At 66.3% G+C, this 23545-nt stretch carries 22 protein-coding genes and 1 tRNA gene; 6 read left to right on the forward strand and 17 right to left on the reverse strand.

The window, feature by feature from the left end; genetic code table 11:
- Positions 1–254 precede the first annotated feature (254 nt).
- The 5 genes from ACNQQL_RS16905 to ACNQQL_RS16925 form a co-directional block, all read right to left on the reverse strand.
- Positions 255–656 (reverse strand): YXWGXW repeat-containing protein, encoded by a 402-nt coding sequence (locus ACNQQL_RS16905; protein WP_347064818.1) that lies wholly within the window; start codon positions 654–656, stop codon positions 255–257.
- Between the two features lie 159 nt (positions 657–815).
- Complete coding sequence (minE, locus tag ACNQQL_RS16910) at positions 816–1070, reverse strand: cell division topological specificity factor MinE (protein ID WP_006476634.1); 255 nt, start codon at positions 1068–1070, stop codon at positions 816–818.
- 12 nt (positions 1071–1082) lie between these two features.
- Entirely contained in the window at positions 1083–1898 is an 816-nt protein-coding gene (gene minD, locus ACNQQL_RS16915) for a septum site-determining protein MinD (RefSeq protein WP_034182973.1), read from the reverse strand.
- A 59-nt stretch (positions 1899–1957) separates the two neighbouring features.
- Entirely contained in the window at positions 1958–2737 is a 780-nt protein-coding gene (gene minC, locus ACNQQL_RS16920; RefSeq protein ID WP_347064819.1) for a septum site-determining protein MinC, read from the reverse strand.
- A 158-nt stretch (positions 2738–2895) separates the two neighbouring features.
- Positions 2896–3558 (reverse strand): GNAT family N-acetyltransferase, encoded by a 663-nt coding sequence (locus ACNQQL_RS16925; protein ID WP_239483370.1) that lies wholly within the window; start codon positions 3556–3558, stop codon positions 2896–2898.
- A gap of 517 nt (positions 3559–4075) precedes the next feature.
- Between ACNQQL_RS16925 and ACNQQL_RS16930 the strand changes: the two genes are divergently transcribed.
- Positions 4076–5236: an alkane 1-monooxygenase gene (locus tag ACNQQL_RS16930; RefSeq protein WP_347064820.1), complete on the forward strand. Its 1161-nt coding sequence runs from the start codon at positions 4076–4078 to the stop codon at positions 5234–5236.
- Positions 5237–5350: 114 nt separating this feature from the next.
- Here the strand turns inward: ACNQQL_RS16930 and ACNQQL_RS16935 are convergent, their stop codons facing one another.
- The 5 genes from ACNQQL_RS16935 to serS form a co-directional block, all read right to left on the reverse strand.
- Positions 5351–6886 (reverse strand): methyl-accepting chemotaxis protein, encoded by a 1536-nt coding sequence (locus tag ACNQQL_RS16935; RefSeq protein WP_347064821.1) that lies wholly within the window; start codon positions 6884–6886, stop codon positions 5351–5353.
- Between the two features lie 84 nt (positions 6887–6970).
- Positions 6971–7228: a phosphatase PAP2 family protein gene (locus ACNQQL_RS16940; protein ID WP_347064822.1), complete on the reverse strand. Its 258-nt coding sequence runs from the start codon at positions 7226–7228 to the stop codon at positions 6971–6973.
- Positions 7225–7395, reverse strand: coding sequence for a hypothetical protein (locus tag ACNQQL_RS16945; protein ID WP_347064823.1), 171 nt, complete (start codon positions 7393–7395; stop codon positions 7225–7227). Before ACNQQL_RS16945 ends, ACNQQL_RS16940 begins: the two co-directional genes overlap by 4 nt.
- A gap of 151 nt (positions 7396–7546) precedes the next feature.
- Positions 7547–7637, reverse strand: a tRNA-Ser gene (locus tag ACNQQL_RS16950).
- Positions 7638–7751: 114 nt separating this feature from the next.
- Positions 7752–9053: a serine--tRNA ligase gene (serS, locus tag ACNQQL_RS16955; protein WP_034182968.1), complete on the reverse strand. Its 1302-nt coding sequence runs from the start codon at positions 9051–9053 to the stop codon at positions 7752–7754.
- Between the two features lie 246 nt (positions 9054–9299).
- Here serS and ACNQQL_RS16960 point away from each other — a divergent pair, with 246 nt between their 5' ends.
- A complete protein-coding gene (locus ACNQQL_RS16960) occupies positions 9300–9569 on the forward strand; it encodes a DUF2164 domain-containing protein (protein WP_034182967.1) in 270 nt (89 codons plus the stop codon).
- Positions 9570–9608: 39 nt separating this feature from the next.
- Here the strand turns inward: ACNQQL_RS16960 and ACNQQL_RS16965 are convergent, their stop codons facing one another.
- The 3 genes from ACNQQL_RS16965 to ACNQQL_RS16975 all read right to left on the reverse strand — a co-directional run bounded on the left by ACNQQL_RS16965 (position 9609) and on the right by ACNQQL_RS16975 (position 14148).
- Positions 9609–10919 carry a replication-associated recombination protein A gene (locus ACNQQL_RS16965; RefSeq protein ID WP_152855477.1) on the reverse strand — a complete coding sequence of 437 codons (1311 nt, stop codon included), beginning with the start codon at positions 10917–10919 and terminating at the stop codon, positions 9609–9611.
- A 183-nt stretch (positions 10920–11102) separates the two neighbouring features.
- Positions 11103–11792 carry an outer membrane lipoprotein chaperone LolA gene (lolA, locus tag ACNQQL_RS16970; RefSeq protein WP_347064824.1) on the reverse strand — a complete coding sequence of 230 codons (690 nt, stop codon included), beginning with the start codon at positions 11790–11792 and terminating at the stop codon, positions 11103–11105.
- A 46-nt stretch (positions 11793–11838) separates the two neighbouring features.
- On the reverse strand, positions 11839–14148 hold the full coding sequence (locus tag ACNQQL_RS16975; protein WP_347064825.1) for a DNA translocase FtsK: 2310 nt from the start codon (positions 14146–14148) through the stop codon (positions 11839–11841).
- A 440-nt stretch (positions 14149–14588) separates the two neighbouring features.
- On the opposite strand from ACNQQL_RS16975, the gene trxB reads away from it, so the two are divergent.
- The 3 genes from trxB to ACNQQL_RS16990 all read left to right on the forward strand — a co-directional run bounded on the left by trxB (position 14589) and on the right by ACNQQL_RS16990 (position 17076).
- Positions 14589–15551, forward strand: a complete 963-nt coding sequence (gene trxB, locus ACNQQL_RS16980) for a thioredoxin-disulfide reductase (protein WP_347064826.1) — start codon at positions 14589–14591, stop codon at positions 15549–15551.
- 135 nt (positions 15552–15686) lie between these two features.
- Positions 15687–16466 (forward strand): Smr/MutS family protein, encoded by a 780-nt coding sequence (locus ACNQQL_RS16985; RefSeq protein WP_347064827.1) that lies wholly within the window; start codon positions 15687–15689, stop codon positions 16464–16466.
- Positions 16453–17076, forward strand: a complete 624-nt coding sequence (locus tag ACNQQL_RS16990; protein WP_204425958.1) for a trimeric intracellular cation channel family protein — start codon at positions 16453–16455, stop codon at positions 17074–17076. The genes ACNQQL_RS16985 and ACNQQL_RS16990 overlap by 14 nt, the downstream gene beginning before the upstream one ends.
- A gap of 90 nt (positions 17077–17166) precedes the next feature.
- Here ACNQQL_RS16990 and ACNQQL_RS16995 read toward each other — a convergent pair whose 3' ends face one another.
- From ACNQQL_RS16995 to ACNQQL_RS17010, 4 genes are all read right to left on the reverse strand, one after another.
- A complete protein-coding gene (locus ACNQQL_RS16995; RefSeq protein ID WP_105393440.1) occupies positions 17167–18285 on the reverse strand; it encodes an ABC transporter ATP-binding protein in 1119 nt (372 codons plus the stop codon).
- A gap of 110 nt (positions 18286–18395) precedes the next feature.
- Positions 18396–19253: a carbohydrate ABC transporter permease gene (locus ACNQQL_RS17000; RefSeq protein ID WP_072436117.1), complete on the reverse strand. Its 858-nt coding sequence runs from the start codon at positions 19251–19253 to the stop codon at positions 18396–18398.
- Entirely contained in the window at positions 19243–20181 is a 939-nt protein-coding gene (locus ACNQQL_RS17005; RefSeq protein ID WP_034182958.1) for a carbohydrate ABC transporter permease, read from the reverse strand. Before ACNQQL_RS17005 ends, ACNQQL_RS17000 begins: the two co-directional genes overlap by 11 nt.
- Before the next feature lie 138 nt (positions 20182–20319).
- The gene (locus ACNQQL_RS17010; RefSeq protein ID WP_347064828.1) at positions 20320–21567 is read right to left on the reverse strand and encodes an ABC transporter substrate-binding protein; all 1248 of its coding nucleotides are present in this window, start codon (positions 21565–21567) and stop codon (positions 20320–20322) included.
- 432 nt (positions 21568–21999) lie between these two features.
- Between ACNQQL_RS17010 and zwf the strand changes: the two genes are divergently transcribed.
- Positions 22000–23469, forward strand: a complete 1470-nt coding sequence (gene zwf, locus ACNQQL_RS17015) for a glucose-6-phosphate dehydrogenase (RefSeq protein ID WP_347064829.1) — start codon at positions 22000–22002, stop codon at positions 23467–23469.
- Positions 23470–23545: the final 76 nt, after the last annotated feature.

Genomic DNA, 23545 nt, shown 5'->3' on the forward strand with positions numbered 1-23545 from the left:
CCCCCCCCCCCCCCCCCCCCCATACACCCCCCCACCCCGCAACCCGCGATCGAATTCTAGGTCTGGTGGGCTGGTATTTTTTTATATGACACCGGTGGTGCGGGCGGGGCGCAGCCCGGCCCGCGCGACGCTCAGTAAATCACGACGGGTGCCGGCCGGTAGTAGACGGGCCGCGCCGGCACGACGATGCACCCGGCCAGCGTGATCGCGACGAGCGCGATGGCGATTGCGGTTCTTTTCATCACGCGCCTCCGTCACGCCCAGTGGCCGCGGGTCCAGAACCAGTTCGGACCCCGCTGATTCCAGTGGCCCGGCACCCAGTGCATGCCGACGCGCTCGGCTTCCCAGTGACCACCGATCCACTCGTAGCGCCCATGGTCCCAGTGCCAGTGACCGCGCTCCCACACATAGCCCACCCGCGCCGTCGGCAGGACCTCGTAGCGCACGGGCGGCGGCGCATTCGGCGCGACGACGACGATTTCCTCGGTGCGCACGGCGACCGGCTCGGCGACGACCACGCGGCCCTGCGGCGCGATCACGGGTGCGCCGACGAGAATCTCGTCCGCATGCGCGGCAAACGGCGCGGCGACGGCTGACAGGCCCGCGGCAAACAGCGCGAGCGAAACGATACGACGGTGAACGGTAGAGACAGCCATCACAACCTCCTGGTTGAACAAGTAACGCAAAGCGTATTCGTTCAATGCGGGAGGACCGATAACGGCCGACAGACGCGTTGTTACGGCGTGCCCGAAAGTGCAACAGGGCGTAAGACGCGCACGGCGGCGGGTGCCGCCGTGCGGAGGGACAGGCAAGCGTCAGGCTTGCGGAATCTCGATCTTCACTTCAAGGACTTCGAGATCGTCCTGGCGCTCGAGGCTCACGCGGATGTCATCGTCCGAAATATGGACGTACTTCGAGATGACCGCGACGAGCTCCTTCTGCAGCGCCGGCAGGTAGTCGGCCGGCGGCCGGCCGCCGACCCGTTCGTGCGCGATGATGAGCTGAAGGCGCTCCTTCGCGACCGATGCGGACTTCTTCTTCTCGCCGAGGAGAAACGAAAGGATGGACATGGGCGGCCTCCGTTACTTGCTGCCGAAGAGGCGCTGCAGCAGGCCCGGCTTCTGGTAATCGGTGAAGCGCAGCGGCTTGTCCTCGCCGAGGAAGCGCGCGACGACGTCCTTGTACGCTTCGGCGACGTCGGTGCCGTCGATGTGCACGGCCGGCAGGCCCTGGTTCGACGCGTGCAGCACGGCTTCCGACTCGGGCACCACGCCGATCAGCTTGATGCGCAGGATCTCGCTGATGTCCTCGAGCGACAGCATCTCGCCTTCGCTCACGCGCTTCGGGCTGTAGCGCGTGATCAGCAGGTGCTCCTTGATCGGATCCTTGCCTTCGGTCGCGCGCTTCGTCTTCGACGACAGGATGCCGAGAATGCGGTCCGAGTCGCGCACCGACGACACTTCCGGGTTCGTGACGATCAGCGCCTCGTCCGCGAAGTACATCGCGTGCAGCGCGCCGGCCTCGATGCCGGCCGGCGAATCGCAGACGATGTATTCGAAGTCCATCGCGACCAGGTCGTTCAGCACCTTCTCGACACCGTCGCGCGTCAGCGCATCCTTGTCGCGCGTCTGCGACGCCGGCAGGATGAACAGGTTCTCGCACTTCTTGTCCTTGATCAGCGCCTGGTTCAGGTTCGCTTCGCCCTGGATCACGTTCACGAGGTCGTACACCACGCGGCGCTCGCAGCCCATGATGAGATCGAGGTTGCGCAGGCCGACGTCGAAGTCGATCACGGCCGTCTTGTGGCCGCGCAGCGCGATACCGGACGCAAAGCTCGCGCTCGTCGTCGTCTTGCCCACGCCGCCCTTGCCCGAGGTCACCACGATGATTTTTGCCATTTACCCAATACCCTGTGTTCGTCAATGAGAGCCGATCGATCCGGCGCGCACCGCGTGAATTACGTCAGGCGCAGCGGTTCGATCATCAGTTTTTCCTCTTCGAGCCGGATCTGCACCGCTTTGCCCAGTACTTCGGCGGGCAACGGGTTCTCGGTTGTTCGATAGATACCCGCGATCGAAATCAGTTCCGGTTCGAGACACGTGCAGAAAATGCGCGCGTCGTGATTGCCGTGCACGCCCGCGAGTGCGCGGCCGCGCAACGGCGCGTAGATGTGGATATTGCCTTCCGCGATGATCTCCGCGCCGTGACTGACCGGCGCGAGCACCACGAGGTCTCCTTTCGCGTAAATCTGCTGCCCCGAACGCAACGGCCGGTCGATCACGAGCGTCTGGCCGCCCGTCTGGTTCGACGCCGGCGCCGGCTCGGACGCCTGTTCGGGCGCCGCCGCGGCGGCTGCAGCGACGACGGCCTCGGCGACCGGCGACGCTTCCGAGCCCTCGGCCGGCTTCGCGGCCGGCACGCGGCGATCGCGCGCCTCGAGCAACGGCAGGCCGGCTTCCCCCGCCCAGCCCTGCGTTGCCGATGCGACCACGCCCACCGGACGCATCCGCACGTCGTTCAGCATCTGGCGGATATCGGCCAGCGCGACGCGCTCGCCCTCCGCCAGGCGGCGGACGTCGATCGCGACGACATCGTCGGCAAAAAACTCGGGAGTCGCTTCGAAGCGCTTGACCAGTTCGGCACGCAACGCGTCGAGATCGGTCGTCTTCACGGTGAACAGCAACGTATCGACCGATCCGCTGCGCAGCTCGAAGAATGGCGATTTTTTAAGCGACATGGACACTCTGCAAAAATTTTTTGCGTATTTTACAGGCGTCCACGCGCGCGGCCATTATTTTTGGGACACCGGGTTGCGATGGCCCGGGCGGGCGCGCAACCGGCAGATGGGCAGGCAGGCGGGCGACCAGACCTTCATCGCGCCGCGCGGGCGTCACGTCAGTGCTTCACTTGCGACACGAACAGCGATTTCATCGCGCCGGGCATCCGCGCGATCGGCGCGTGTTCGCCGGTGTTGCCGAAACCTGCGCGCTCGTAGAAACGGATCGCGTTGCGGTTCGCATCGGCGATCCATGCATAGACCTCCCGGGCACCGCGCTCGGCGAGCCACGCGGTGGCCGTTTCCAGCAGCAGCACGCCGCCGCGCAGGTGACGTACCGCGTGCGCGACCCACAGCTCGCTGACGAACGCACGCCGGTCGGGCGTGTTGTCGAAATACGCGCCGATCATGCCGGCCGGATGGCCTTCGGTGTACAGCAGGAAAGTCGTCGACTCGTCGGACACGGCACGCTGCGCGGCAATCGCCGACGCTGCGTCCGTTTCGACGTTCAGCAATTCGGCCTCCGGCGCTTCGCCGGGTGCGTAGGGCTCACGCAGCGACGCGGCGCGGAGTTCGCGATACACGCCGCCCTGGTCGGCAACGATACGACGAACGGTCAAGGTCGAACTCATGCAGGCACAGCCCCCTTCGGACAGCAAGCTAGTAGCTTCAACCGAAAGCGGGGCATGAGTCAAATCGTTATTTTCAAACGGCGGCGCGAATCGAAAGGCGACAGGCGTCGCCGCTGGCGGCGTGTACCAACCGGTGTGCAGATGCAGCATCGGCGTATCGACGCGTGTCGATGGACGGCAGCCGCGGCCTCTTCGTTCGACGCCTCGCTTCGTTCGCCTTGCGATACGCGGCAGACGCGTTTCGGGCGCTTTGCATCTCGTCCCGGAGGCTGTAATGATCCGTAACATATGTAGCCGAAACAGGTGCCCCGCCGATATCAGCCCCATTTTGCTTATTGCACCGCAACATTCGTTGCGAGCCCGCGGGACGATACCCGCGCGCGCCACACCGCGCCAATCATCTGACAAACAAGCGGATCACGCGGGCCGATCCGGCCTCCCCGGCATGTTTCAATCGGCGCGTGCCGGCCCTTCCAGACATGCGTCGCACGCGCCCCTTCGTTTGGAGCCTCGCGCCTAGCGCCGGGGTTTGGAAAGCGTGTGCGCGGGTCGTATAACAGGCAGAACCGGACGACGATCCGGCGCCACCGCGCGTGTCGCGGGCCAACGAGGATTCGAACAACCGTGCATGCGGTCGCCCACCGGGCCGGCCGACTGGAGGGAGACAATGGCAATGACCGACGGATCGGCTTCGGGCTGGTCGGATGGCAAGCGATATCTGTGGCTGCTCGGCGCGCTGACGATCACGCTGCCGATCCTCTCCGCCCAGCTCGCGCTTTCGACGGGCCTTCACGTGTTCTGGTGGTTCGGCCCGCTGTTCGCGTTCGGCGTGATCCCGATCCTCGACACGCTGATCGGCGACGATCGCGACAATCCGCCCGAAGCCGTCGTGCCACATCTCGAACGGGAGCGTTATTACCGGTTCATCGTCTATCTCGCGACGCTCGTCGAGTACGTCGCATTCTTCATGTGCGTATGGATCGTCGGCACGCACACGCTCGCGTGGTACGACTACGTCGGCTTCGCGCTGTCGCTCGGCGCCGCTACGGGCATCTCGATCAATACCGCTCACGAACTCGGGCACAAGACGAACCGCTTCGAACGCTGGCTCGCGAAGATCACGCTCGCGCCGGTCGCGTACGGCCACTTCTACGTCGAGCACAACCGCGGCCACCACGTGCGCGTCGCGACGGCCGAAGATCCGGCGAGCGCGCGCTACGGCGAGTCGTTCTGGGCGTTCCTGCCGCGCACCGTGACCGGCAGCATCCGCTCGGCGTGGCGGCTCGAAAAGGCACGCCTCGAGCGGCTCGGGCATTCGCCGTGGACCTGGCGCAACGAGGTGCTGCACGCGTGGGCGATGACCGTCGTCGTGTGGGGCATTGCGATCGCGATGGCCGGCAAAGTGGTGATCCCGTTCCTCGTGATCCAGGCCGTCTACGGCGCGTCGCTGCTCGAAGTCGTGAACTACGTCGAGCACTACGGACTCGGCCGCCGCAAGCTGCCGAGCGGCCGCTACGAGCGCTGCACGCCGCAGCATTCGTGGAACAGCAATCACGTCGTCACCAACCTGTTCCTGTACCAGTTGCAGCGGCACGCCGACCATCACGCGAATCCGACGCGTTCGTACCAGGCGCTGCGCCACTTCGACGATTCGCCGCAACTGCCGGCCGGCTACGCGACGATGATCCTGTTCGCTTACGTGCCGCCGCTCTGGTATCGGGTGATGAATCCGCGCGTCGTCGCGCACTACGGCGGCGACATGGCGCAATCGAACATCAAGCCGTCGATTCGCGCCCGGGTGCTCGCGCAGTATCCAGCCGCGGCATGATTGCGGATGACGGGCCGGCGGGAATCGGCACGCGTTCGCCACGGCGCGTGCCGCTGAAAGCCGCTGGCGCGACGGCATCCGGTTCCGTTTGAGCCAGGCGCAACGGCGACGCCGTCACGCCATTTCCGGCAACCTGAACACGGCCACCGCGTGCCGCAGCGCACTCGCCTGCTCGGCCAGCGCCTGCGTCGCGGCCGTGGCCTGCTCGACGAGCGCCGCGTTGCGCTGTGTCGCTTCGTCCATCTGCGTGACCGCGACGTTCACCTGCTGGATGCCGCCGCTCTGCTCCTGCGACGCGGACGAGATCTCGCCGACGATCGTCGTGACGCGCTGCACCGCGCCGACGATCTCGTGAATCGACTCTCCCGCGCGGCCGATCAGCACGGCACCCTCGTCGACCCGCTGCGTCGATTGCTCGATGAGCCCCTTGATCTCCTTCGCGGCCGACGCGCTGCGCTGCGCGAGCGTGCGCACCTCCGCCGCGACGACCGCGAAGCCGCGACCCTGCTCGCCCGCGCGTGCCGCCTCGACGGCCGCGTTCAGCGCGAGGATGTTGGTCTGGAACGCGATGCCGTCGATTACCGCAATGATTTCGCCGACCTTTGCCGCGCTGTCGGCGATGCCGTTCATCGTGCGGACGGCGTCCGTCATCACGCCGCCGCCTGCGGACGCGATGTTCGATGCGTCGCGCGCAAGCTGCGCCGCATGCTGCGCGTGTTCGGCCGACTGGCGCACGATGCCGGTCAGTTCGGTCATGCTGGCCGCCGTCTCCTCGAGCGACGCGGCCTGCGATTCGGTACGCGACGACAGATCGTGATTGCCCGAAGCGATCTGCGCGCTCGCCGTCGCGACGGCTTCGGCATGCGTCCGCACCTCGAGCACGACGCCCGACAGGCTCGTCTGCATCGCCTGCAGCGCACGCAGCAGATCGGCGATCTCGTCGCGGCCGGTTGCATCGACGTCGCGCGTCAGGTCGCCGCCGGCGACGGCCTGCGCACACGCCACCGCACGGTCGAGCGGACGCAGGATCGCACGGCTGAACAGGAACGCGCCGACCATCGCGACGCCGAGCACGACCAGCATCAGCGCGAGGCTCGCGGTAGTCGCGCGCTGCGCGTCCCGGCTCGCCTGCGCCGACACGGCGGCGCTCTCGTCGGCGATCGACTTCGCGGCCCGCTCCAGCAGCGCAGCCGGTTCGCGGTCGACGCCCGTGACGGCGGTATCGCCGGCCGATGGCTCGAAGCCGGCCGCCTTGAACGCGTCGAAGCCGCGCCGGTAGCCGTCGCCCATCGCCGTGTGCGCACGCATGAACTGCTCGACGAGCGAGCGGCTGTCGCCAGGCGGCAACTGACGGACGAGCTGCGCAGCGAGCGAATCGACCGTCCGCTCGCGCGTCTGGAACGCCTGCCAGTACCGGTCGAGCTTGTCGGGCTGCTTGCCGCGCAGCAGCGTGTCCTTCCATTCCTGCACCTGCAACTTGAACTGCAAGAGCGTGGCCGACACGAGCCGTTCGTCGCCGACGTTCGTCTGCACGTCTTCGGCGAACGTATTGATCGATCGGTTGAGGATGTGGATGCCGTACAGCGCACCACCGAACATCAGCAACAGCGCAACGGCGAATGCGAGGGGAATCTTGTAGCTCAGCTTCATGGGACCTTCAATCGACGGGGGGACGATGCGGCCCGGCACGGGCGCCGGCCGCCGCACCGTGTTAACGGCGCGGGACGCAAAGGCTTAAAACTGAGGAAAGCGGCAAGGACCGGCAGCGCAGCGCAGACCGATCAGGTCGGATGTGTCGCATGCTGCCCGTCTGTCGCGGCAGTTCGAGACGAGGACAACGGCAAGCAGCGCGCATGGAAACAACGCGATGAATTCGGCGAGATCGTCATGCCGCCGCGTGCTCGCAAGGACGAACGGTACGGCGATCAGTTGCACGATGCTGCTGCGATAGGCGAACTCGAGCACAAGGTGCAGCTCGGCGTGCGTGCTCACCAGCGATACAGGTCGGGCCAGTGAAAGCCGGGCAATGCGTCGAACCGGACGAGATCGCCCACGATCGACGGCTGTGCTGGCGCGACGCATAGGTAGTCGAGTGCCACGACAGCCCGGCTGAAGGCGGCAAGCGCGACGATGCACAGGCCGATTCGCGCAATCGCCACGATCGTGCGCGCAGTTCGTCGTCATCGCATCAGCACGTCCGATGTGCCGATGGCCAAAACCGTTGCCACTGCAACGGCCAATCGACACATCGCGACGCAGACCCAAAACGAAAAACCCCTTGATCCTTTCGGATCAAGGGGTTTCGTATTCTGGCGGAGAGGGTGGGATTCGAACCCACGGTACGGGGAAACCGTACGCCTGATTTCGAGTCAGGTACATTCGACCACTCTGCCACCTCTCCGTTTTACTGCACTTCCCGGTTGGTCATGTCCGGGAAAGAAAAGATTATAAAACGATCTTTTCTGAGCTGACAAGCCCTTTCCGCAATTTTTTGCGAGGGCTTCGGTAGCCGATTTCACGACGCCTGTGCCGGCGCGTCGATCCGCTCCATGCCGCCCATGTACGGACGCAGCACTTCCGGCACCGTGACCGAGCCGTCCGCGTTCTGGTAGTTCTCCAGCACCGCGACGAGCGTACGGCCGACCGCGAGACCCGAACCGTTCAGCGTATGCACGAGCTCGGGCTTGCCCTGCGCGTTGCGGAAACGCGCCTGCATCCGGCGCGCCTGGAACGCCTCGGTGTTCGAGCAGCTCGAGATCTCGCGATAGGTGTTCTGCGCGGGCAGCCACACCTCGAGGTCGAACGTCTTCGCGGCCGAGAAGCCCATGTCGCCCGTGCACAGCGTGATCACGCGGTACGGCAGACCAAGCTTCTGCAGGATCGCCTCCGCATGGCCGACCATCTCGTCGAGCGCCGCGTACGACGTTTCCGGTGCGACGACCTGCACCATCTCGACCTTGTCGAACTGGTGCTGGCGGATCATCCCGCGCGTGTCGCGGCCGTACGAACCGGCTTCCGAGCGGAAGCACGGGGAATGCGCGGTCAGCTTGATCGGCAGCGCGGACGCGTCGACGATCGACTCGCGCACGGTGTTCGTCAACGAGATCTCGGACGTGGAGATCAGGTATTGCGTGACCGTATTCTCCGCGCCGCCCTTCTCGACCCTGAACATGTCATCCGCGAACTTCGGCAACTGGCCCGTGCCGTAGAGGATCTCCGGGTTCACGATGTACGGCGTATACGTTTCGGTGTAGCCGTGCTGCTGCGTGTGCGTGTCGATCATGAACTGCGCGAGTGCGCGGTGCAGGCGTGCGATCGGGCCGCGCAGCATCGTGAAGCGCGCGCCGGCGAGCTTCGCGCCCGTCTCGAAATCGAGGCCGAGCGGCGTGCCGACATCGACGTGATCCTTCACCTCGAAGTCGAACTGGCGCGGCGTGCCCCAGCGGCGCGCCTCGACGTTGTCGGCTTCGTCGTTGCCGACCGGCACGCTTTCGTGCGCGACGTTCGGCATGCCCAGCATCAGGTCGGACAAGCGCGCCTGGATGTCGCCGAGCTTGGCTTCTCCCGCCTTCATCTCGTCGCCGATCCCGCCGACCTCGGCCATCACGGCCGACGTGTCCTCGCCCTTCCCCTTCATCGCGCCGATCTGCTTCGACAGGCTGTTGCGGCGCGCCTGGAGCTCTTCGGTGCGGGTCTGGATCGCGCGGCGTTCCGCTTCGAGTGCGGAGAACGCGGCGATGTCGAGGGTGTAGCCGCGATCGGCGAGGCGCTTGGCGACGCCGTCGAGGTCTTTGCGCAGCAACTGGATGTCGAGCATGGGAGGACTTGGAAAATCGTTGTATGAGACGGGAATTCTAACGCACCGCGCGGCCGCCACGGCACCGGCCTGATGGACGATGCCCGAAAACGGCCGGTCGTGGCAGTATCGCCATACCGGCTTGCCTAAGCGGCCGGGGCGTCACATTGTGCCAAACCATTGCGGACGGCGAAACGCCTGCACCGGCCGCACGCAACGCGTCGTACGACGCACCCGCATCCGCATCACCGCCATTCAAGGAACCCGATGGCCATCGAACTGGACAAGGAAGTACGCGACCGCGCAATCGCGTCGCTGCAACGCTATTTCACAGAAAACATGGACGAGCCGATCGGCAACATCCAGGCCGGCGCGCTGCTGCACTTCTTCGTCGAGGAGATCGCGCCCGCGATCTACAACCTCGCGATCGCCGACGCGCAGGAACGCCTGCACGCGCGGGTCGCCGAGCTCGACATCGACTGCCACGAAGAGCCGTTCGAGTACTGGAAGAAACAACAGCCGGGCCGCAAGCGCTGACGCATCCGGTACGGCGCCGGCCGGGCCGCGCGCCGCCCGTCAGTCCTTCTTGCCGGCCTCGCGGTCGAGCTCGCGCAGCCACGCGAGCTTGTCGGCGATCTTCGATTCGAGCCCGCGCGGCACCGGCTTGTACCAGTGCGGCTCGCGCACCCCGTCCGGCAGGTACGTTTCGCCGGCCGCATACGCGTTCGGTTCGTCGTGCGCGTAACGGTACGCGTGGCCGTAGCCGAGTTCCTTCATCAGCTTGGTCGGCGCGTTGCGCAGATGCACGGGCACCTCGCGCGACTTGTCCTGCTTCACGAACGCCATCGCCTGGTTGAACGCGTTGTAGCCGGCGTTGCTCTTCGCCGCGCACGCGAGATAGATCACCGCCTGCCCGAGCGCGAGTTCGCCTTCCGGCGAGCCGAGCCGCTCGTAGGTCTCGGCCGCGTCGTTCGCCATCTGCAGCGCGCGCGGATCGGCGAGGCCGATGTCTTCCCACGCCATCCGCACAATGCGCCGCGCGAGATACTTCGGATCCGCGCCGCCGTCGATCATCCGGCAGAACCAGTACAGCGCGCCGTCGGGGCTCGAACCGCGCACCGACTTGTGCAGCGCCGAGATCTGGTCGTAGAAGTTGTCGCCGCCCTTGTCGAAGCGCCGCGCGTTCAGCGTCATCGCGCTGCTGACGAATTCGGCGTCGATCGTCGCGACGCCGGCCGACGATGCCGCCGTCTGCGCCTGTTCGAGCAGGTTCAGGAAGCGCCGCGCGTCGCCGTCCGCATAACCGACCAGCGTATCGATCGCCTTGTCGTCGAACGCTAGGCCGTCGAGCGCGATTTCCTGCGCGCGCTTCAGCAACTGGCGCATCTCGTCGTCGTCCAGCGACTTCAGCACGTACACCTGCGCGCGCGACAACAAGGCCGAGTTGACCTCGAAGCTCGGGTTCTCGGTCGTCGCTCCGATGAAGGTCACGAGCCCCGACTCGACGAACGGCAACAACGCATCCTGCTGCCCCTTGTTGAAGCGGTGGATCTCGTCGACGAACAGGATGGTGTGGCGGCCGGTGCGGTTCAGCGTGTCCTTCGCCTGCTCCATCGACTCGCGGATGTCCTTCACGCCGCCGAGCACCGCGGACAGCGCAATGAACTCGCAGTCGAACGCGAGCGCGGTGAGCCGCGCGAGCGTCGTCTTGCCGACGCCGGGCGGCCCCCACAGGATCATCGAATGCGGCTTGCCCGATTCGAACGCGAGCCGCAGCGGCTTGCCTTCGCCCAGCAGATGCGTCTGGCCGATCACCTCGGCGAGTGTCTTCGGCCGCAGCGCCTCGGCGAGCGGCCGGCGCGGCTCGACTTGAAACAGGTCGGACATGAACCCTCGCTCCACATCAAACGATGGCGGCCGAACCGGCCGCCGGACCCGACATTATGACAGCCGCGCGACGGCGCCGCCGCGCCTGGTGTCTGGTGCCCGCGCCCGGTGCCCGCGCCCGCAAACGACACGGGCCCGCCGTCGCCGGCAGGCCCGTTGCGGAAAAGCGGCGCGTGGCGCCGGTCAGCCGTTGATCACGTCGGCGCCCTTCGGCACGACGAACTTGAACGTATCGCCCTTCAGCGGCGGATTCGTCTGGATGTTCGTAAACGTCAGCAGCGTGACGTTGCCGAACACGTCATGCAGTTCCATCGCGGCGAGCGTGCCGTTCCGGAAGCCGATGCCGATCCGCTGGAACTGCGTGTCCTGCGCCTTCGGCAGCATCTCGAGCCATTCGATGCCGCCCTTCTCGCCGGCATCGCGCAGCGTGTAGTTCTTGTCGAGATCGTTGCTGCCGAACAGGATCGCGGCGGGGCTCGCGCCCAGCGCGCCGTTCAGCTTGCGCTCGGTGACCTGGTTCAGGTCGCGGTCGTACACGTAGAGCTTGTCGCCGTCGGCCTGCAGCACCTGCTGGTACGGCTTCTGGTACGTCCAGATGAACTTGCCCGGCCGCGCGAACACGAACGTGCCGCTCGAATTGTCGGTGGGCTTCGGCGCGGCCTGCGCGGCGCTCGCGCCCTTGGCCGGCGCCTTGACGATCTGCTGCGTGAAGTCGCCCTTCGCCGAACGCACCTGCGACACGAAGGCCTTCAGTTGCTCGGTACCGCCCGCGAACGCGTGCGTCGCCGCGAGCATCAGCGATGCGCCGGCGAACGCCGCACCGAGCCAGCGCCGCGTCGAACGAAGAGACATTGCGAACGAATGTTGCTGCATATTGCGGTTTTCTCCGTGGGTGGCCGGCGCTGCGGGCGCCGCGGACTCATTCCGCGTCGCGCGCCGGCACAAGAATTTCGCGGTTGCCGCTCGACGACATCGCCGATACGAGCCCCGACTGCTCCATCTGCTCGAGCAGCCGTGCCGCGCGGTTATAGCCGATCCGCAGGTGACGCTGCACGAGCGAGATCGACGCGCGGCGGTTCTTGATGACGATCTCGACCGCCTGGTCGTACAGCGGATCAGACTCACCGCCGCCTTCGCCGGTTCCCGCGCCGGCCGAGCCCTCGTCGCCGTCGGCGGTGCCGCCTTCGAGCAGGCCCTCGACGTAGTTCGGCTCGCCCTGCTCCTTGAGCTTCTCGACGACGCGATGCACTTCGTCGTCGCCGACGAACGCGCCGTGCACGCGCACGGGCAGCCCGCTGCCCGGCGGCAGGTACAGCATGTCGCCCATCCCGAGCAGCGATTCGGCGCCCATCTGATCGAGGATCGTGCGCGAGTCGATCTTCGACGACACCTGGAACGCGATTCGCGTCGGCACGTTCGCCTTGATCAGGCCCGTGATCACGTCGACCGACGGACGCTGCGTCGCGAGGATCAGATGAATGCCGGCCGCGCGCGCCTTCTGCGCGATCCGCGCGATCAGCTCCTCGACCTTCTTGCCGACGACCATCATCAGGTCGGCCAGCTCGTCGATCACGACGACGATGTTCGGCAGGCGGCCGAGCGGCTCGGGATCTTCCGGCGTCAGGCTGAACGGGTTCGGCAACTTCTCCTCGCGCTTCGCCGCGTCGTCGATCTTGTTGTTGTAGCCCGCGAGGTTGCGCACGCCGAGCTTGCTCATCAGCTTGTAGCGCCGCTCCATCTCCGCGACCGTCCAGTTCAGCGCGTGGCCGGCCTGGCGCATGTCGGTGACGACCGGGCACAGCAGGTGCGGAATGCCTTCGTAGACGCTCATTTCGAGCATCTTCGGATCGATCAGGATCAGGCGCACCTGCTCGGCGGTCGCCTTGTACAGCAGCGACAGGATCATCGCGTTGATCCCGACCGACTTGCCCGAACCGGTCGTGCCGGCAACGAGCAGGTGCGGCATCTTCGCGAGATCCGCGCACACGGGCTTGCCGCCGATGTCCTTGCCGAGGCTCAGCGTCAGCGCCGACGATGCGGCCGCATACACTTCGGAGCCGATGATCTCGGACAGGTGCACGGTCTGGCGGCGCTGGTTCGGCAGTTCGAGCGCCATGTAGTTCTTGCCGGGGATCGTCTCGACGACGCGGATCGACACGAGCGACAGCGAGCGCGCGAGATCCTTCGCGAGGTTGACGATCTGGCTGCCCTTCACGCCGGTGGCCGGCTCGATCTCGTAGCGCGTGACGACCGGGCCCGGATACGCGGCAACCACGCTCGCCTCGACGCCGAAATCCTTCAGCTTCTTCTCGATCAGGCGCGACGTGAATTCGAGCGTATCGGCCGAAATCGCTTCCTGCGTCTTCGGCGCGGGATCGAGCAGCGACACCGGCGGCAGCGTCGAATCGCCCGGCAGGTCGGTGAACAGCGGCACCTGGCGCTCGCGCTCGACGCGCTCGGACTTCGCCGGCGTGACGACCGGCGGCACGATCGTCACGGGCTCGTGATCCTCGATGCGCACGCGCTCCTCTTCGACCTTGCCTTCGCGGCGCACGGCCGCGGCCTCGCCGAGCTTGCGGTCGCGCTCGGCCTCGCGGCGCAGCTTCGCGACGTTGACGGCGGACAGGATCGCGCCGCCGACGCGCTCGGCGACCGACAGCCACGAGAAGCGGAAATACAGCGACAGGCCGATCGCGAGCGCGATCAGCAGCAGCAGCGTGCCGCCCGTGAAGCCGAACGCATGCGACATCGCACCGGCGACGGCCTCGCCGACGACGCCGCCCGGCGCACGCGGCAACTGCACCTTCAGCGACCACATGCGCAGCGCCTCGATGCCGTCGCACGCCAGCACGACGAGCACGAACGCGAAGATCTCGGTGAGCCAGCCGATCGGCCGCTCGGGTTCGTCGGGAATCGCCTCGTGGCGCGTGATGCGACGGTAGTTGACGGCGATGCGCCGCCCGAGCGGCACGATCAGCCAGTAGGCCGACAGGCCGAACAGCAGCAGGATGATGTCGGCCGTCCACGCGCCGACGCGGCCGGCCCAGTTCGTGATGTGGTCCACCTGCGCGGCGTGCGTCCAGCTCGGATCGCGCCGGCTGTAGCTCAGCAGGGCCATCACCAGAAATGCGCAGAGCGCGACCTGGAGAATCCAGCGGATCTCCGTGAGGAGCTTCGACATCCGGTGCGGCAACGCCTGTGCCTGGGCGGAATAAGGAGCTTTTGCCATGAATCCGTATAAAGAGGACGGGCCGTGCGCCCGCCTGTCGTTCGATCGCGCTTATTGTAAACGCTGCACCGGGCCGCCAAGTGTAAATGACGGTTACATAACGGGGACGGGGTACGGCCGGCTTGGCGGAAGTGCTCCGCAGCGGCCCTTTTGCCCCGGTCCGGCTCCCCGCCGGGCACCGCTGCCGCGCCGCTTCGAGCCTGCGTCCCGCCCTGCAACCCCCGTGCGACAACGCGCCGCCGCGCGTCCCGCCCGCCCCGCGTGCGCGGCCGTTGCGCCGCGCGACACTATCGCCTCGATTGAAACTCTCGTTCGGCAACGCAGCAACGGGGCCTTTATAATGCGCGACTGATACCCATCTATGACGGCATCCCGGCCAACCCCGGATCGTACGGCGAGCCCTATCCCGCCCGCCGCGGCCGCCTTTTACGGATTCGCACATGTCCACGCCCAAACACGCCAAAGTCCTGATTCTCGGTTCCGGCCCCGCCGGCTACACGGCTGCCGTCTACGCGGCACGCGCCAACCTGTCCCCGGTGCTGATCACCGGCATCGCGCAGGGCGGCCAGCTGATGACCACGACCGATGTCGAAAACTGGCCGGCAGATGCGAAAGGCGTGCAGGGTCCGGAGCTGATGGCGCGCTTCCTCGAGCACGCCGAGCGCTTCAACACCGAAATCGTCTTCGATCACATCCACACCGCGAAGCTGCACGAGCAGCCGATCCGCCTGATCGGCGACTCGGGCGAATACACGTGCGACTCGCTGATCATCGCGACCGGCGCGTCCGCGCAGTATCTCGGCCTGCCGTCCGAGGAAGCGTTCATGGGCAAGGGCGTGTCGGCCTGCGCGACCTGCGACGGCTTCTTCTATCGCGGCCAGGAAGTCGCGGTGATCGGCGGCGGCAACACGGCCGTCGAGGAAGCGCTCTACCTGACGGGCATCGCGAAGAAGGTCACGGTGATCCATCGCCGCGACAAGTTCCGCGCGGAGCCGATCCTGATCGACCGCCTGCTGGAGAAGGAAAAGGAAGGCGCCGTCGTGATCAAGTGGGATCACGTGCTCGACGAGGTGACGGGCGCCGATTCGGGCGTCACGGGCCTGCGCATCAAGAACGTGAAGACCGGCGCGACGGAAGACCTGAACGTGCAGGGCGTGTTCGTCGCGATCGGCCACAAGCCGAACACCGACCTGTTCCAGGGCCAGCTCGAGATGAAGGACGGCTACATCCTGACGAAGAGCGGCCTGCACGGCAACGCCACGTCGACGAGCGTGCCGGGCGTGTTCGCCGCGGGCGACGTGCAGGACAACGTGTACCGCCAGGCGATCACGAGCGCGGGCACGGGCTGCATGGCCGCGCTCGACGCGCAGCGCTACCTCGAAAGCCTGCACGTCAAGAAGTAAGCCGCAAGCCGTGCCGCGCCGGGCGCTACAATGGCGTCCGCTGCCGCGAAGCGGGCCCGAACGGAAAGCCGCTGCCGCCGCGCAGCGGCTTTTTTTTGCCCGCGCGCCCGAACGCGCCTGCCCTGCTATCGAATCATGGCGAAGAACCAGCCCCATCCGAGCGATCCCGCGAAGCGGCAGATCGCCGCCCGTCCCGCGAACCCCGCGCCGGCCGCCGCGCCGCCCGCGCCCGATCCGGCCGCGTTGCGCGGCCAGGGCCTCGCCGGCCTCGGCGCGCTGCGCAAGTCGCTGCAAGGCGAAGCCGATCGCCGCGAACGCGAGCGCATCGAAACCGCGAAGGCCGAACGCAAGGCGGAAGCCGACGCGAACCTGTTCCGCAACGAAATCGGCGCGATCCGGCCGCTGAACGCGCCGCCGCGCGCGGTGTCCGGCCGCATGCCGCCCGACCCGGTGCCGAAGCAGACGCAGCGCGACGAGGAAGACGTGCTGAACGCGACGCTGTCCGACGAATTCGATCCCGAAACGCTGCTCGACAGCGACGACTCGCTGTATTACCACCGCCCCGGCATCAGCCGCGACGTCGTGCGCAAGCTGAGGAGCGGCGCGTGGATCGTGCAGGCGCAGCTCGACCTGCACGGAATGCGCCGCGACGAGGCACGCGACGCGCTTGCCGAATTCATCCGCGAAGCCGGCAAGAAGGGGCTGCGCTGCCTGCGCGTGATCCACGGCAAGGGGCTCGGCTCGATCGGCAAGGAACCCGTGCTGAAAGGCAAGGTGCGCGCGTGGCTCGTGCAGAAGGAAGAAGTGATCGCATTCTGCGAGGCGCGCGGCATCGACGGCGGCGCGGGCGCCGTGCTCGTGCTGCTGCAGCCGCTCGCGGCGCCCGCCGACCGGGGGCCGCGTGCCGCATCCTAGGCTGACGCTCGCGATCGCCGTACTGGAGGCGATCGCCACGCTGGCATTTGCGATTTCGGGTTTCATCGAGGCGCGCAAGAACCGCCTCGACTCGGTCGGCACGTTCGTCGTCGCGCTCGCCACCGCGTTCGGCGGCGGCACGCTGCGCGACATCCTGCTCGAGCGCCGGCCGTTCTACTGGGTCGTGCACGACGACTACGTGATCGCGATCTTCGTGCTCGCGCTGTTCGCGCCGTTCGTGCTGCGGATGCTGTCGCGGCTGTCGGCCGAGCGGCTGCTGCTGGTCGCCGACGCGATCGGGCTCGGCATCTTCAGCATCTCGGGCACGGCGATCGCGCTCGACGCCGAAATGCCGCGCTTCATCGCGGTGATGATGGGCGTGATCACCGGCGTGGTCGGCGGGATCATCCGCGACGTGCTGTGCAACGACATCCCGCTGATCCTGCGCGATTCGCGGCCTTACGCGACCTGCGCATTCGTCGGCTGCTGGTTCTACCTGCTGCTCGTGTGGCTGCAGTTCGATTCGGTGTACAGCGTGCTGCTCGCGACCGGCTTCATCCTCGCCGCGCGGCTCGCGACGTTCAAGTTCGACGTGCGGCTGCCGCACTGACTGCCGCCGCAACTCCAACTTCAGCGCCAAAACAAAAGGGGCCGCTCATTCGAGACGGCCCCTTCTCCTTCATTCAGCACGAACGCCGCATCACGCGATCCGCTCTTCCGACGCCGGATCGAACAGCACGGCCTTCGACACGTCGAACAGCAGCGACTGCGTCTGCCCCGGCTGCGGGTTCGCGGCCGGATGCACGCGGCTCACGATGCGCTTGCCGTTCACCTGCGCGAACACGTGCGTGTCCGGCCCGGTCGGCTCGGTCACGTCGACGCGCACGTCGATCGGCTGCAGGCTCGACGCCTCGCCGTTGTGCGCGTTGCGCGCGTCGGTGATGCGCTCCGGACGCAGGCCGAGGATCACCTCGCGGCCGACGTGGCCGTTCATCCGCTTCGCGTCGAACGGCAGCTTCAGCGCGCTGCGCGCGAGGCCCGTGTCGATCTCGAGCGCGATCCCGCTGCCCTGCTCGACCAGCTTGCCGTTGATGAAGTTCATCGGCGGCGCGCCGATGAAGCCCGCGACGAACAGGTTCGACGGCGAATCGTAGATCTCCTGCGGCGCGCCGAACTGCTGGACCACGCCGTCCTTCATCACCGCGATCCGGTCGCCGAGCGTCATCGCCTCGATCTGGTCGTGCGTCACGTAGACGATCGTCGTGCCGAGGCGCTGATGCAGCAGCTTGATTTCCGCGCGCATCTCGATGCGCAGCTTCGCGTCGAGGTTCGACAACGGCTCGTCGAACAGGAACAGCGACGGATCGCGCGCGAGCGCGCGGCCCATCGCGACGCGCTGGCGCTGGCCGCCCGACAGCTGGCCCGGCTTGCGGTCGAGCAGATGCTGGATCTGCAGCATCTGCGACACGCGGTCGACGATCTGCTGCTGTTCGTTCTTCGGCACCTTGCGGATGTTCAGGCCGAACGAGATGTTCTCGCGCACCGTCATCGACGGATACAGCGCGTACGACTGGAACACCATCGCGATGTCGCGATCCTTCGGCGACAGGTCGTTGACGACCTTGCCGTCGATGCAGATCTCGCCGCTCGTCACGGTCTCGAGCCCGGCGATCATGTTAAGCAGCGTCGATTTCCCGCAGCCCGAACCGCCGACCAGGATCAGGAACTGTCCGTCCTCGATCTCGATGTCGACACCCTTCAGGACCGGCACCCCGTTCGGGTAGGTCTTGTACACGTCACGGATGGAAAGGCTTGCCATGCTGTGAATCCTCTGTCTCGTCTCGCGCGGCGCTACGGCGCCGCGTCGGGTTCGTTTCGATGCGCCGCGCGACGTGCGCGGCCGGTTCGTCGTATCGGATAAGGCCGCGCCTACCCCTTCACCGCGCCCGCCGTCAGCCCGCGCACGAAGTAGCGGCCGGCGACGATGTAGACGAGCAGCGTCGGCAGCGCGGCGATGATCGCGCCGGCCATGTCGACGTTGTACTCCTTCACGCCCGTCGACGTGTTGACGAGGTTGTTCAGCGCCACCGTGATCGGCATCGAATCGACGCCGGAGAACACGATCCCGAACAGGAAGTCGTTCCAGATCTGCGTGAACTGCCAGATCAGGCACACCATGAAGATCGGCAGCGACACGGGCAGCAGGATCTTCGTGAAGATCGTGAAGAAGCCCGCGCCGTCGATGCGCGCGGCCTTCACGAGCTCGGACGGCACGCTCACGTAGAAGTTGCGGAAGAACATCGTCGTGAACGCGATCCCGTACACGACGTGCACGAACACGAGGCCGGGAATCGTGTTGGCGAGGCCGAGCATCCCCTGCAGGCGCGCCATCGGCAGCAGGATCACCTGGAACGGGATGAAGCAGCCGACCAGCATCATCGTGAACAGCGCGTCCGCGCCGCGAAAGCGCCAGTGCGTGAGCACGTAGCCGTTGAACGCGCCGATCAGCGACGAGATCAGCACGGCCGGGATCACCATCTGCAGCGAATTCAGGAAGAACGGCTTCATCCCGTCGCAGCGCACGCCGGTACACGCGCCGCTCCACGCCTTCACCCACGGCTCGACGGTCCAGCTGGTGGGCGGCGTCAGCAGGTTGCCGGTGCGCAACTGGTCGAGGTCCTTGAACGACGTCGACAGCATCACGTAGATCGGGAACAGGAAATACAGCGCGAACAGGATCAGCGCCGCGTAGATCACTGCCCGGCTGATCGTCATCTTAGGCTGCATTGCGGGTGCTCCTCGATTCCATATACATCAGCGGCACCAGCACCGCGACCACGGTCGCGAGCATCATCACCGACGACGCCGCGCCGAGCCCGAGCTGGCCGCGGTTGAACGAAAACGTATACATGAACATCGCCGGCAGCGACGACGACGTGCCCGGGCCGCCCGCCGTCAGCGCGACGACGAGGTCGAAGGTCTTGATCGTGATGTGGCAGAGGATCAGCAGCACCGAGAAGAACACCGGGCGCATGCTCGGGATCACGATCTTGCGATAGATGGTCGGCAGCGTCGCGCCGTCGACCTGCGCGGCCTTGAAGATCTCCGCGTCGACACCGCGCAGGCCTGCCAGGAACAGCGCCATCACGAAGCCGGTCGACTGCCACACGGCCGCGACCACCACGCAGAAGATCGCCTTGTCCGGATCGTCGAGCCAGCCGAACGAGAAACTCGTCCAGCCCCAGTCGTGCATCACCTTCTCGAGGCCGAGGCCCGGGTTCAGGATCCACTGCCAAGCGGTGCCGGTGACGATGAACGACAGCGCCATCGGGTACAGGAAGATCGCGCGCAGCGCGCCTTCGTTGCGAATCCGCTGGTCGAGCAGGATCGCGAGGAACAGCCCGAGCGCGACGCAGATCGCGATGAACGGAATCCCGAACCAGCCGAGGTTCGCGGCGGAGGTCCACCACACGTCGTTCTGGAACAGGTCCGAGTAACGGCCGAAGCCGTCGAATTCGTAGTTCGGCAACAGTCGCGAGTTGGTCAGCGACAGATAGCCGGTAATCAGGATGAAGCCGTAGATGAACACCACGGCGATCGCGACGCTCGGCGCAAGCACGAGCTTCGGAATCCAGCGATCGGCGAGGGCCGACATCGGCGACGTACGCCGTGCATCGGCACCGCCGGATCCGTTTCCGCTAAGAGGGGCAGCCACTTGATTCGACTCCTGGAACGAGGGCGGCGCAGGCCGGGCCGGCGCCGGGTACGGCACGGGCTCGCGGGCGAGCCCGTTTGCTGCACTTGCAAAAACGCCCGGCCGATGAAGCGTGTCCGGCCGGGCGCCTGTCGTGCGTTACTTGACCTTCGCGGCCTTCGCGAGCGCGGCGACCGCGCTCTTCGAATCCTGCTGCGAGTTCATGAACTTCGTCACGACGTCCGTGATCGCGCCGGCGGTCGCATCGCTCTGCGCCATCCCGTGTGCGAGCGACGGCACGAAGCCGCCCGACTTGATCGCGGTCTGCTCGTCGGCATACGACTTCTTCGCGCAGTCGTCGAACTTGTCCATCTTCACGCCGAGGCGCACCGGCACCGAGCCCTTCAGCAGGCTGAACTGCTCCTGGAAGTCCGGCGTCATGATCGTCTTCGCGAGCGCGAGCTGGCCGGCCGTCGCGGCCTTGTCGCCCTTCTGCTGGAAGAATACGAACGAATCGACGTTGAACGTGTACGAATTCGCGGTGCCCGGCACCGCCGCGCAGATGTAGTCCTTGCCCGCCTTCTTGCCCGCGTTCTCGAACTCGCCCTTCGCCCAGTCGCCCATGAACTGCATGCCGGCCTTGCCGTTGATGACCATCGCGGTCGCGAGGTTCCAGTCGCGGCCGTTACGGCCCGTATCGAAGTAGCCCTGGATCTTGCGCACCGTGTCGAACACGGACAGCATCTGCGGCGACGTCAGCGTCGCCTGGTCGAGATCGACCAGCGCCTTCTTGTAGAACGCCGGGCCCTGCGACAGCACGACGTCTTCCCACAGCGTCAGGTCCTGCCACGGCTGGCCGCCCATCGCGACCGGCTGGATGCCCGCGGCCTTCAGCTTGTCGGCCACCGCGAAGAATTCAGGCCAGGTGGTCGGCACCTTCGCGCCGATCTTGTCGAGCGCGGCCTTGTTGATGTACAGCCAGTTCACGCGGTGCACCGAGAACGGCGCGGCGACGGTGTGGCCCTTGTACTTGATGATCTTGTCGATTTCCGGCGGCAGGGTCTGCTTCCAGTCGGCGGCGGCGGAATCGATGTTGACGAGCACGCCCTGGTCGGCCCAGTCCTGGATCAGCGGGCCCTTGATCTGTGCGGCCGACGGTGCGTCGCCGCTGATCACCTTGGTCTTCAGCGCGGTCATCGCCGCGGCGCCCGCGCCGCCCGCGACCGCGAAGTCCTTCCACACGTAGCCCTGCTTCTGCAGGTCGTCCTTCAGCACGCCGACGGCCTTCGACTCGCCGCCCGAGGTCCACCAGTGCAGCACCGTTACATTCTCGGCTGCCTGCGCCGCCACGGCGCCAGCCATCAGACCTGCCGCGCAGAGCGCACCCATGATCGAGCGAACTTTCATTACTTATCTCCTCCAGACTGAATCAACTCGTGAGGTTCCCTGACCGGGAACCGGCTTCTTGATAACGACGGGGAAATCGAGCCGCGGGACGCATGCAGCGTACGGGGCCGATGACCGGCCGGGCTCTTACAGAAAGCGTGAATCGAGATTCAACGGCGTGTCTCCTCTTTGTGTTTCTGGCCCGCCGCGATGATGCGACGCGAGCCCGGGGCCAACGGTGCGCGGACGATGCGCGCCGTCAATGTCCGATAACATTCGGCACAAGGCGCTCCCGAAGGCGAAGCTCGCGCAGTTCATCGACCGCACTTCTTTTTTTCTTCACCCAGGTGCTACCCCTTGCGGCGGATTGTAGTTAAACTACAATTCAGTGTCAAAAATATTTTTATCGCACTACGGATTGCTTCCCAGCACCCCAAAACCCGGCGGAGACACATGCATACCGATTCCAGCTTTACCTTCGTACTTTTCGGCGGCACCGGCGATCTGTCGATGCGCAAGATCCTGCCTGCGCTGTTCGAAGCGCATCGTGCGAACATGCTGGCGGAGAGCGGCCGGATCGTCGCCGTGGCGCGGCACGAATCGGATCAGGCGGGTTATCTCGAGTGGGTCGACACGCATGTGAAGCCGCATGCGGTCAAGGCGGCCGGCAAGGCCTTCGACGAAGCCGCGTGGAAGTCCTTTCTCCAGCGCATCGAGTACGTGAAGCTCGATCTCGGCCGCGCGGAAGACTACGCCGTGCTGCGCGATGCGATCGCGTCGCTGCCCGGCATCCGCGTGTTCTATCTGGCGACGGGCCCGTCGCTGTTCGTGCCGATCTGCAACGCGCTCGCGTCGGTCGGCCTGAGCGAAGGCTCGCGCATCGTGCTCGAGAAGCCGCTCGGCTACGACCTGCGCTCGTCGAATGCGATCAACGACGCGGTCGGCGAGATCTTCGCTGAAGGCCAGATCTACCGGATCGACCACTACCTCGGCAAGGAGCCGGTGCAGAACCTGCTCGCGCTGCGCTTCGGCAATGCGCTGTTCGAGCCGCTGTGGCGCCGCGAATGGGTCGAGAGCATCCAGATCACGATCGCCGAGGAGCTCGGCGTCGAAGCGCGCGGCGATTTCTACGACAACACCGGCGCACTGCGCGACATGGTGCAGAACCACCTGCTGCAGCTGCTGTCGATCGTCGCGATGGAGCCGCCGCACTCGATGGATTCCGACTCGGTGCGCGACGAGAAGCTGCGCGTGCTGCGCGCGCTGAAGCCGGTCGATCCGCGCGAGATCGGCAAGGTTGCCGTGCGCGGCCAGTATCATGCGGGCGTGATCAAGGGCGCGCAGGTGCCGGCCTACGCGACCGAGCCGGGCGTGAAGCCCGACAGCCAGACCGAAACCTTCGTCGCGCTGAAGGTCGAGATCGAGAACTGGCGCTGGGCCGGCGTGCCGTTCTTCCTGCGCACCGGCAAGCGTCTCGCCGACCGCGTCGCGGAGATCGTCGTCAACTTCCGCCCGGTGCCGCATTCGGCGCTTGGGCCCACCGCGCTGCGTCCCGGTTCGAACCGCCTCGTGATCCGGCTGCAGCCGAACGAGACGATCCGCCTGTACTGCCTCGCGAAGCAGCCCGGCGAAGGGATGAACCTCGCGAGCGTGCACCTCGACCTCGCGTTCGACCGGTTCTTCAAGGAAGGGCAGATGGAGGCGTACCAGCGCCTGCTGCTCGACGTGATCAACGGCCGGCTCGCGCTGTTCGTGCGGCGCGACGAACAGGAAGCCGCATGGCGCTGGGTCGAGCCGATCCTGAACGAATGGGCGCGCTCGTTGAAGCCGCCGAAGCCGTACGCCGCGGGCACGTGGGGGCCGGCTGCGGCGAGCGCGATGCTCGCGCAGCACGGCACCTGCTGGCTCGAAGAAGAAAACTGATGCAAGCCGTTGCCGCGCGCGTGACTGCGTGCGGCAACGTGCCCCACGATTCGTACGATTTGAACATACAAAGCAG

The sequence above is a fragment of the Burkholderia sp. LFS061 genome (assembly GCF_047978125.1).
In the GTDB taxonomy this organism is placed as follows: domain Bacteria; phylum Pseudomonadota; class Gammaproteobacteria; order Burkholderiales; family Burkholderiaceae; genus Burkholderia; species Burkholderia pyrrocinia_C.

Bases quoted from the DNA above. Each gene is read 5' to 3' on its own strand.
- ACNQQL_RS16905 (WP_347064818.1), bottom strand. From the start codon at position 656: ATGGCTGTCTCTACCGTTCACCGTCGTATCGTTTCGCTCGCGCTGTTT.
- minE (WP_006476634.1), bottom strand. From the start codon at position 1,070: ATGTCCATCCTTTCGTTTCTCCTCGGCGAGAAGAAGAAGTCCGCATCG.
- minD (WP_034182973.1), bottom strand. From the start codon at position 1,898: ATGGCAAAAATCATCGTGGTGACCTCGGGCAAGGGCGGCGTGGGCAAG.
- minC (WP_347064819.1), bottom strand. From the start codon at position 2,737: ATGTCGCTTAAAAAATCGCCATTCTTCGAGCTGCGCAGCGGATCGGTC.
- ACNQQL_RS16925 (WP_239483370.1), bottom strand. From the start codon at position 3,558: ATGCTGCATCTGCACACCGGTTGGTACACGCCGCCAGCGGCGACGCCT.
- ACNQQL_RS16930 (WP_347064820.1), top strand. From the start codon at position 4,076: ATGGCAATGACCGACGGATCGGCTTCGGGCTGGTCGGATGGCAAGCGA.
- ACNQQL_RS16935 (WP_347064821.1), bottom strand. From the start codon at position 6,886: ATGAAGCTGAGCTACAAGATTCCCCTCGCATTCGCCGTTGCGCTGTTG.
- serS (WP_034182968.1), bottom strand. From the start codon at position 9,053: ATGCTCGACATCCAGTTGCTGCGCAAAGACCTCGACGGCGTCGCCAAG.
- ACNQQL_RS16960 (WP_034182967.1), top strand. From the start codon at position 9,300: ATGGCCATCGAACTGGACAAGGAAGTACGCGACCGCGCAATCGCGTCG.
- ACNQQL_RS16965 (WP_152855477.1), bottom strand. From the start codon at position 10,919: ATGTCCGACCTGTTTCAAGTCGAGCCGCGCCGGCCGCTCGCCGAGGCG.
- lolA (WP_347064824.1), bottom strand. From the start codon at position 11,792: ATGCAGCAACATTCGTTCGCAATGTCTCTTCGTTCGACGCGGCGCTGG.
- ACNQQL_RS16975 (WP_347064825.1), bottom strand. From the start codon at position 14,148: ATGGCAAAAGCTCCTTATTCCGCCCAGGCACAGGCGTTGCCGCACCGG.
- trxB (WP_347064826.1), top strand. From the start codon at position 14,589: ATGTCCACGCCCAAACACGCCAAAGTCCTGATTCTCGGTTCCGGCCCC.
- ACNQQL_RS16985 (WP_347064827.1), top strand. From the start codon at position 15,687: ATGGCGAAGAACCAGCCCCATCCGAGCGATCCCGCGAAGCGGCAGATC.
- ACNQQL_RS16995 (WP_105393440.1), bottom strand. From the start codon at position 18,285: ATGGCAAGCCTTTCCATCCGTGACGTGTACAAGACCTACCCGAACGGG.
- ACNQQL_RS17000 (WP_072436117.1), bottom strand. From the start codon at position 19,253: ATGCAGCCTAAGATGACGATCAGCCGGGCAGTGATCTACGCGGCGCTG.
- ACNQQL_RS17010 (WP_347064828.1), bottom strand. From the start codon at position 21,567: ATGAAAGTTCGCTCGATCATGGGTGCGCTCTGCGCGGCAGGTCTGATG.
- zwf (WP_347064829.1), top strand. From the start codon at position 22,000: ATGCATACCGATTCCAGCTTTACCTTCGTACTTTTCGGCGGCACCGGC.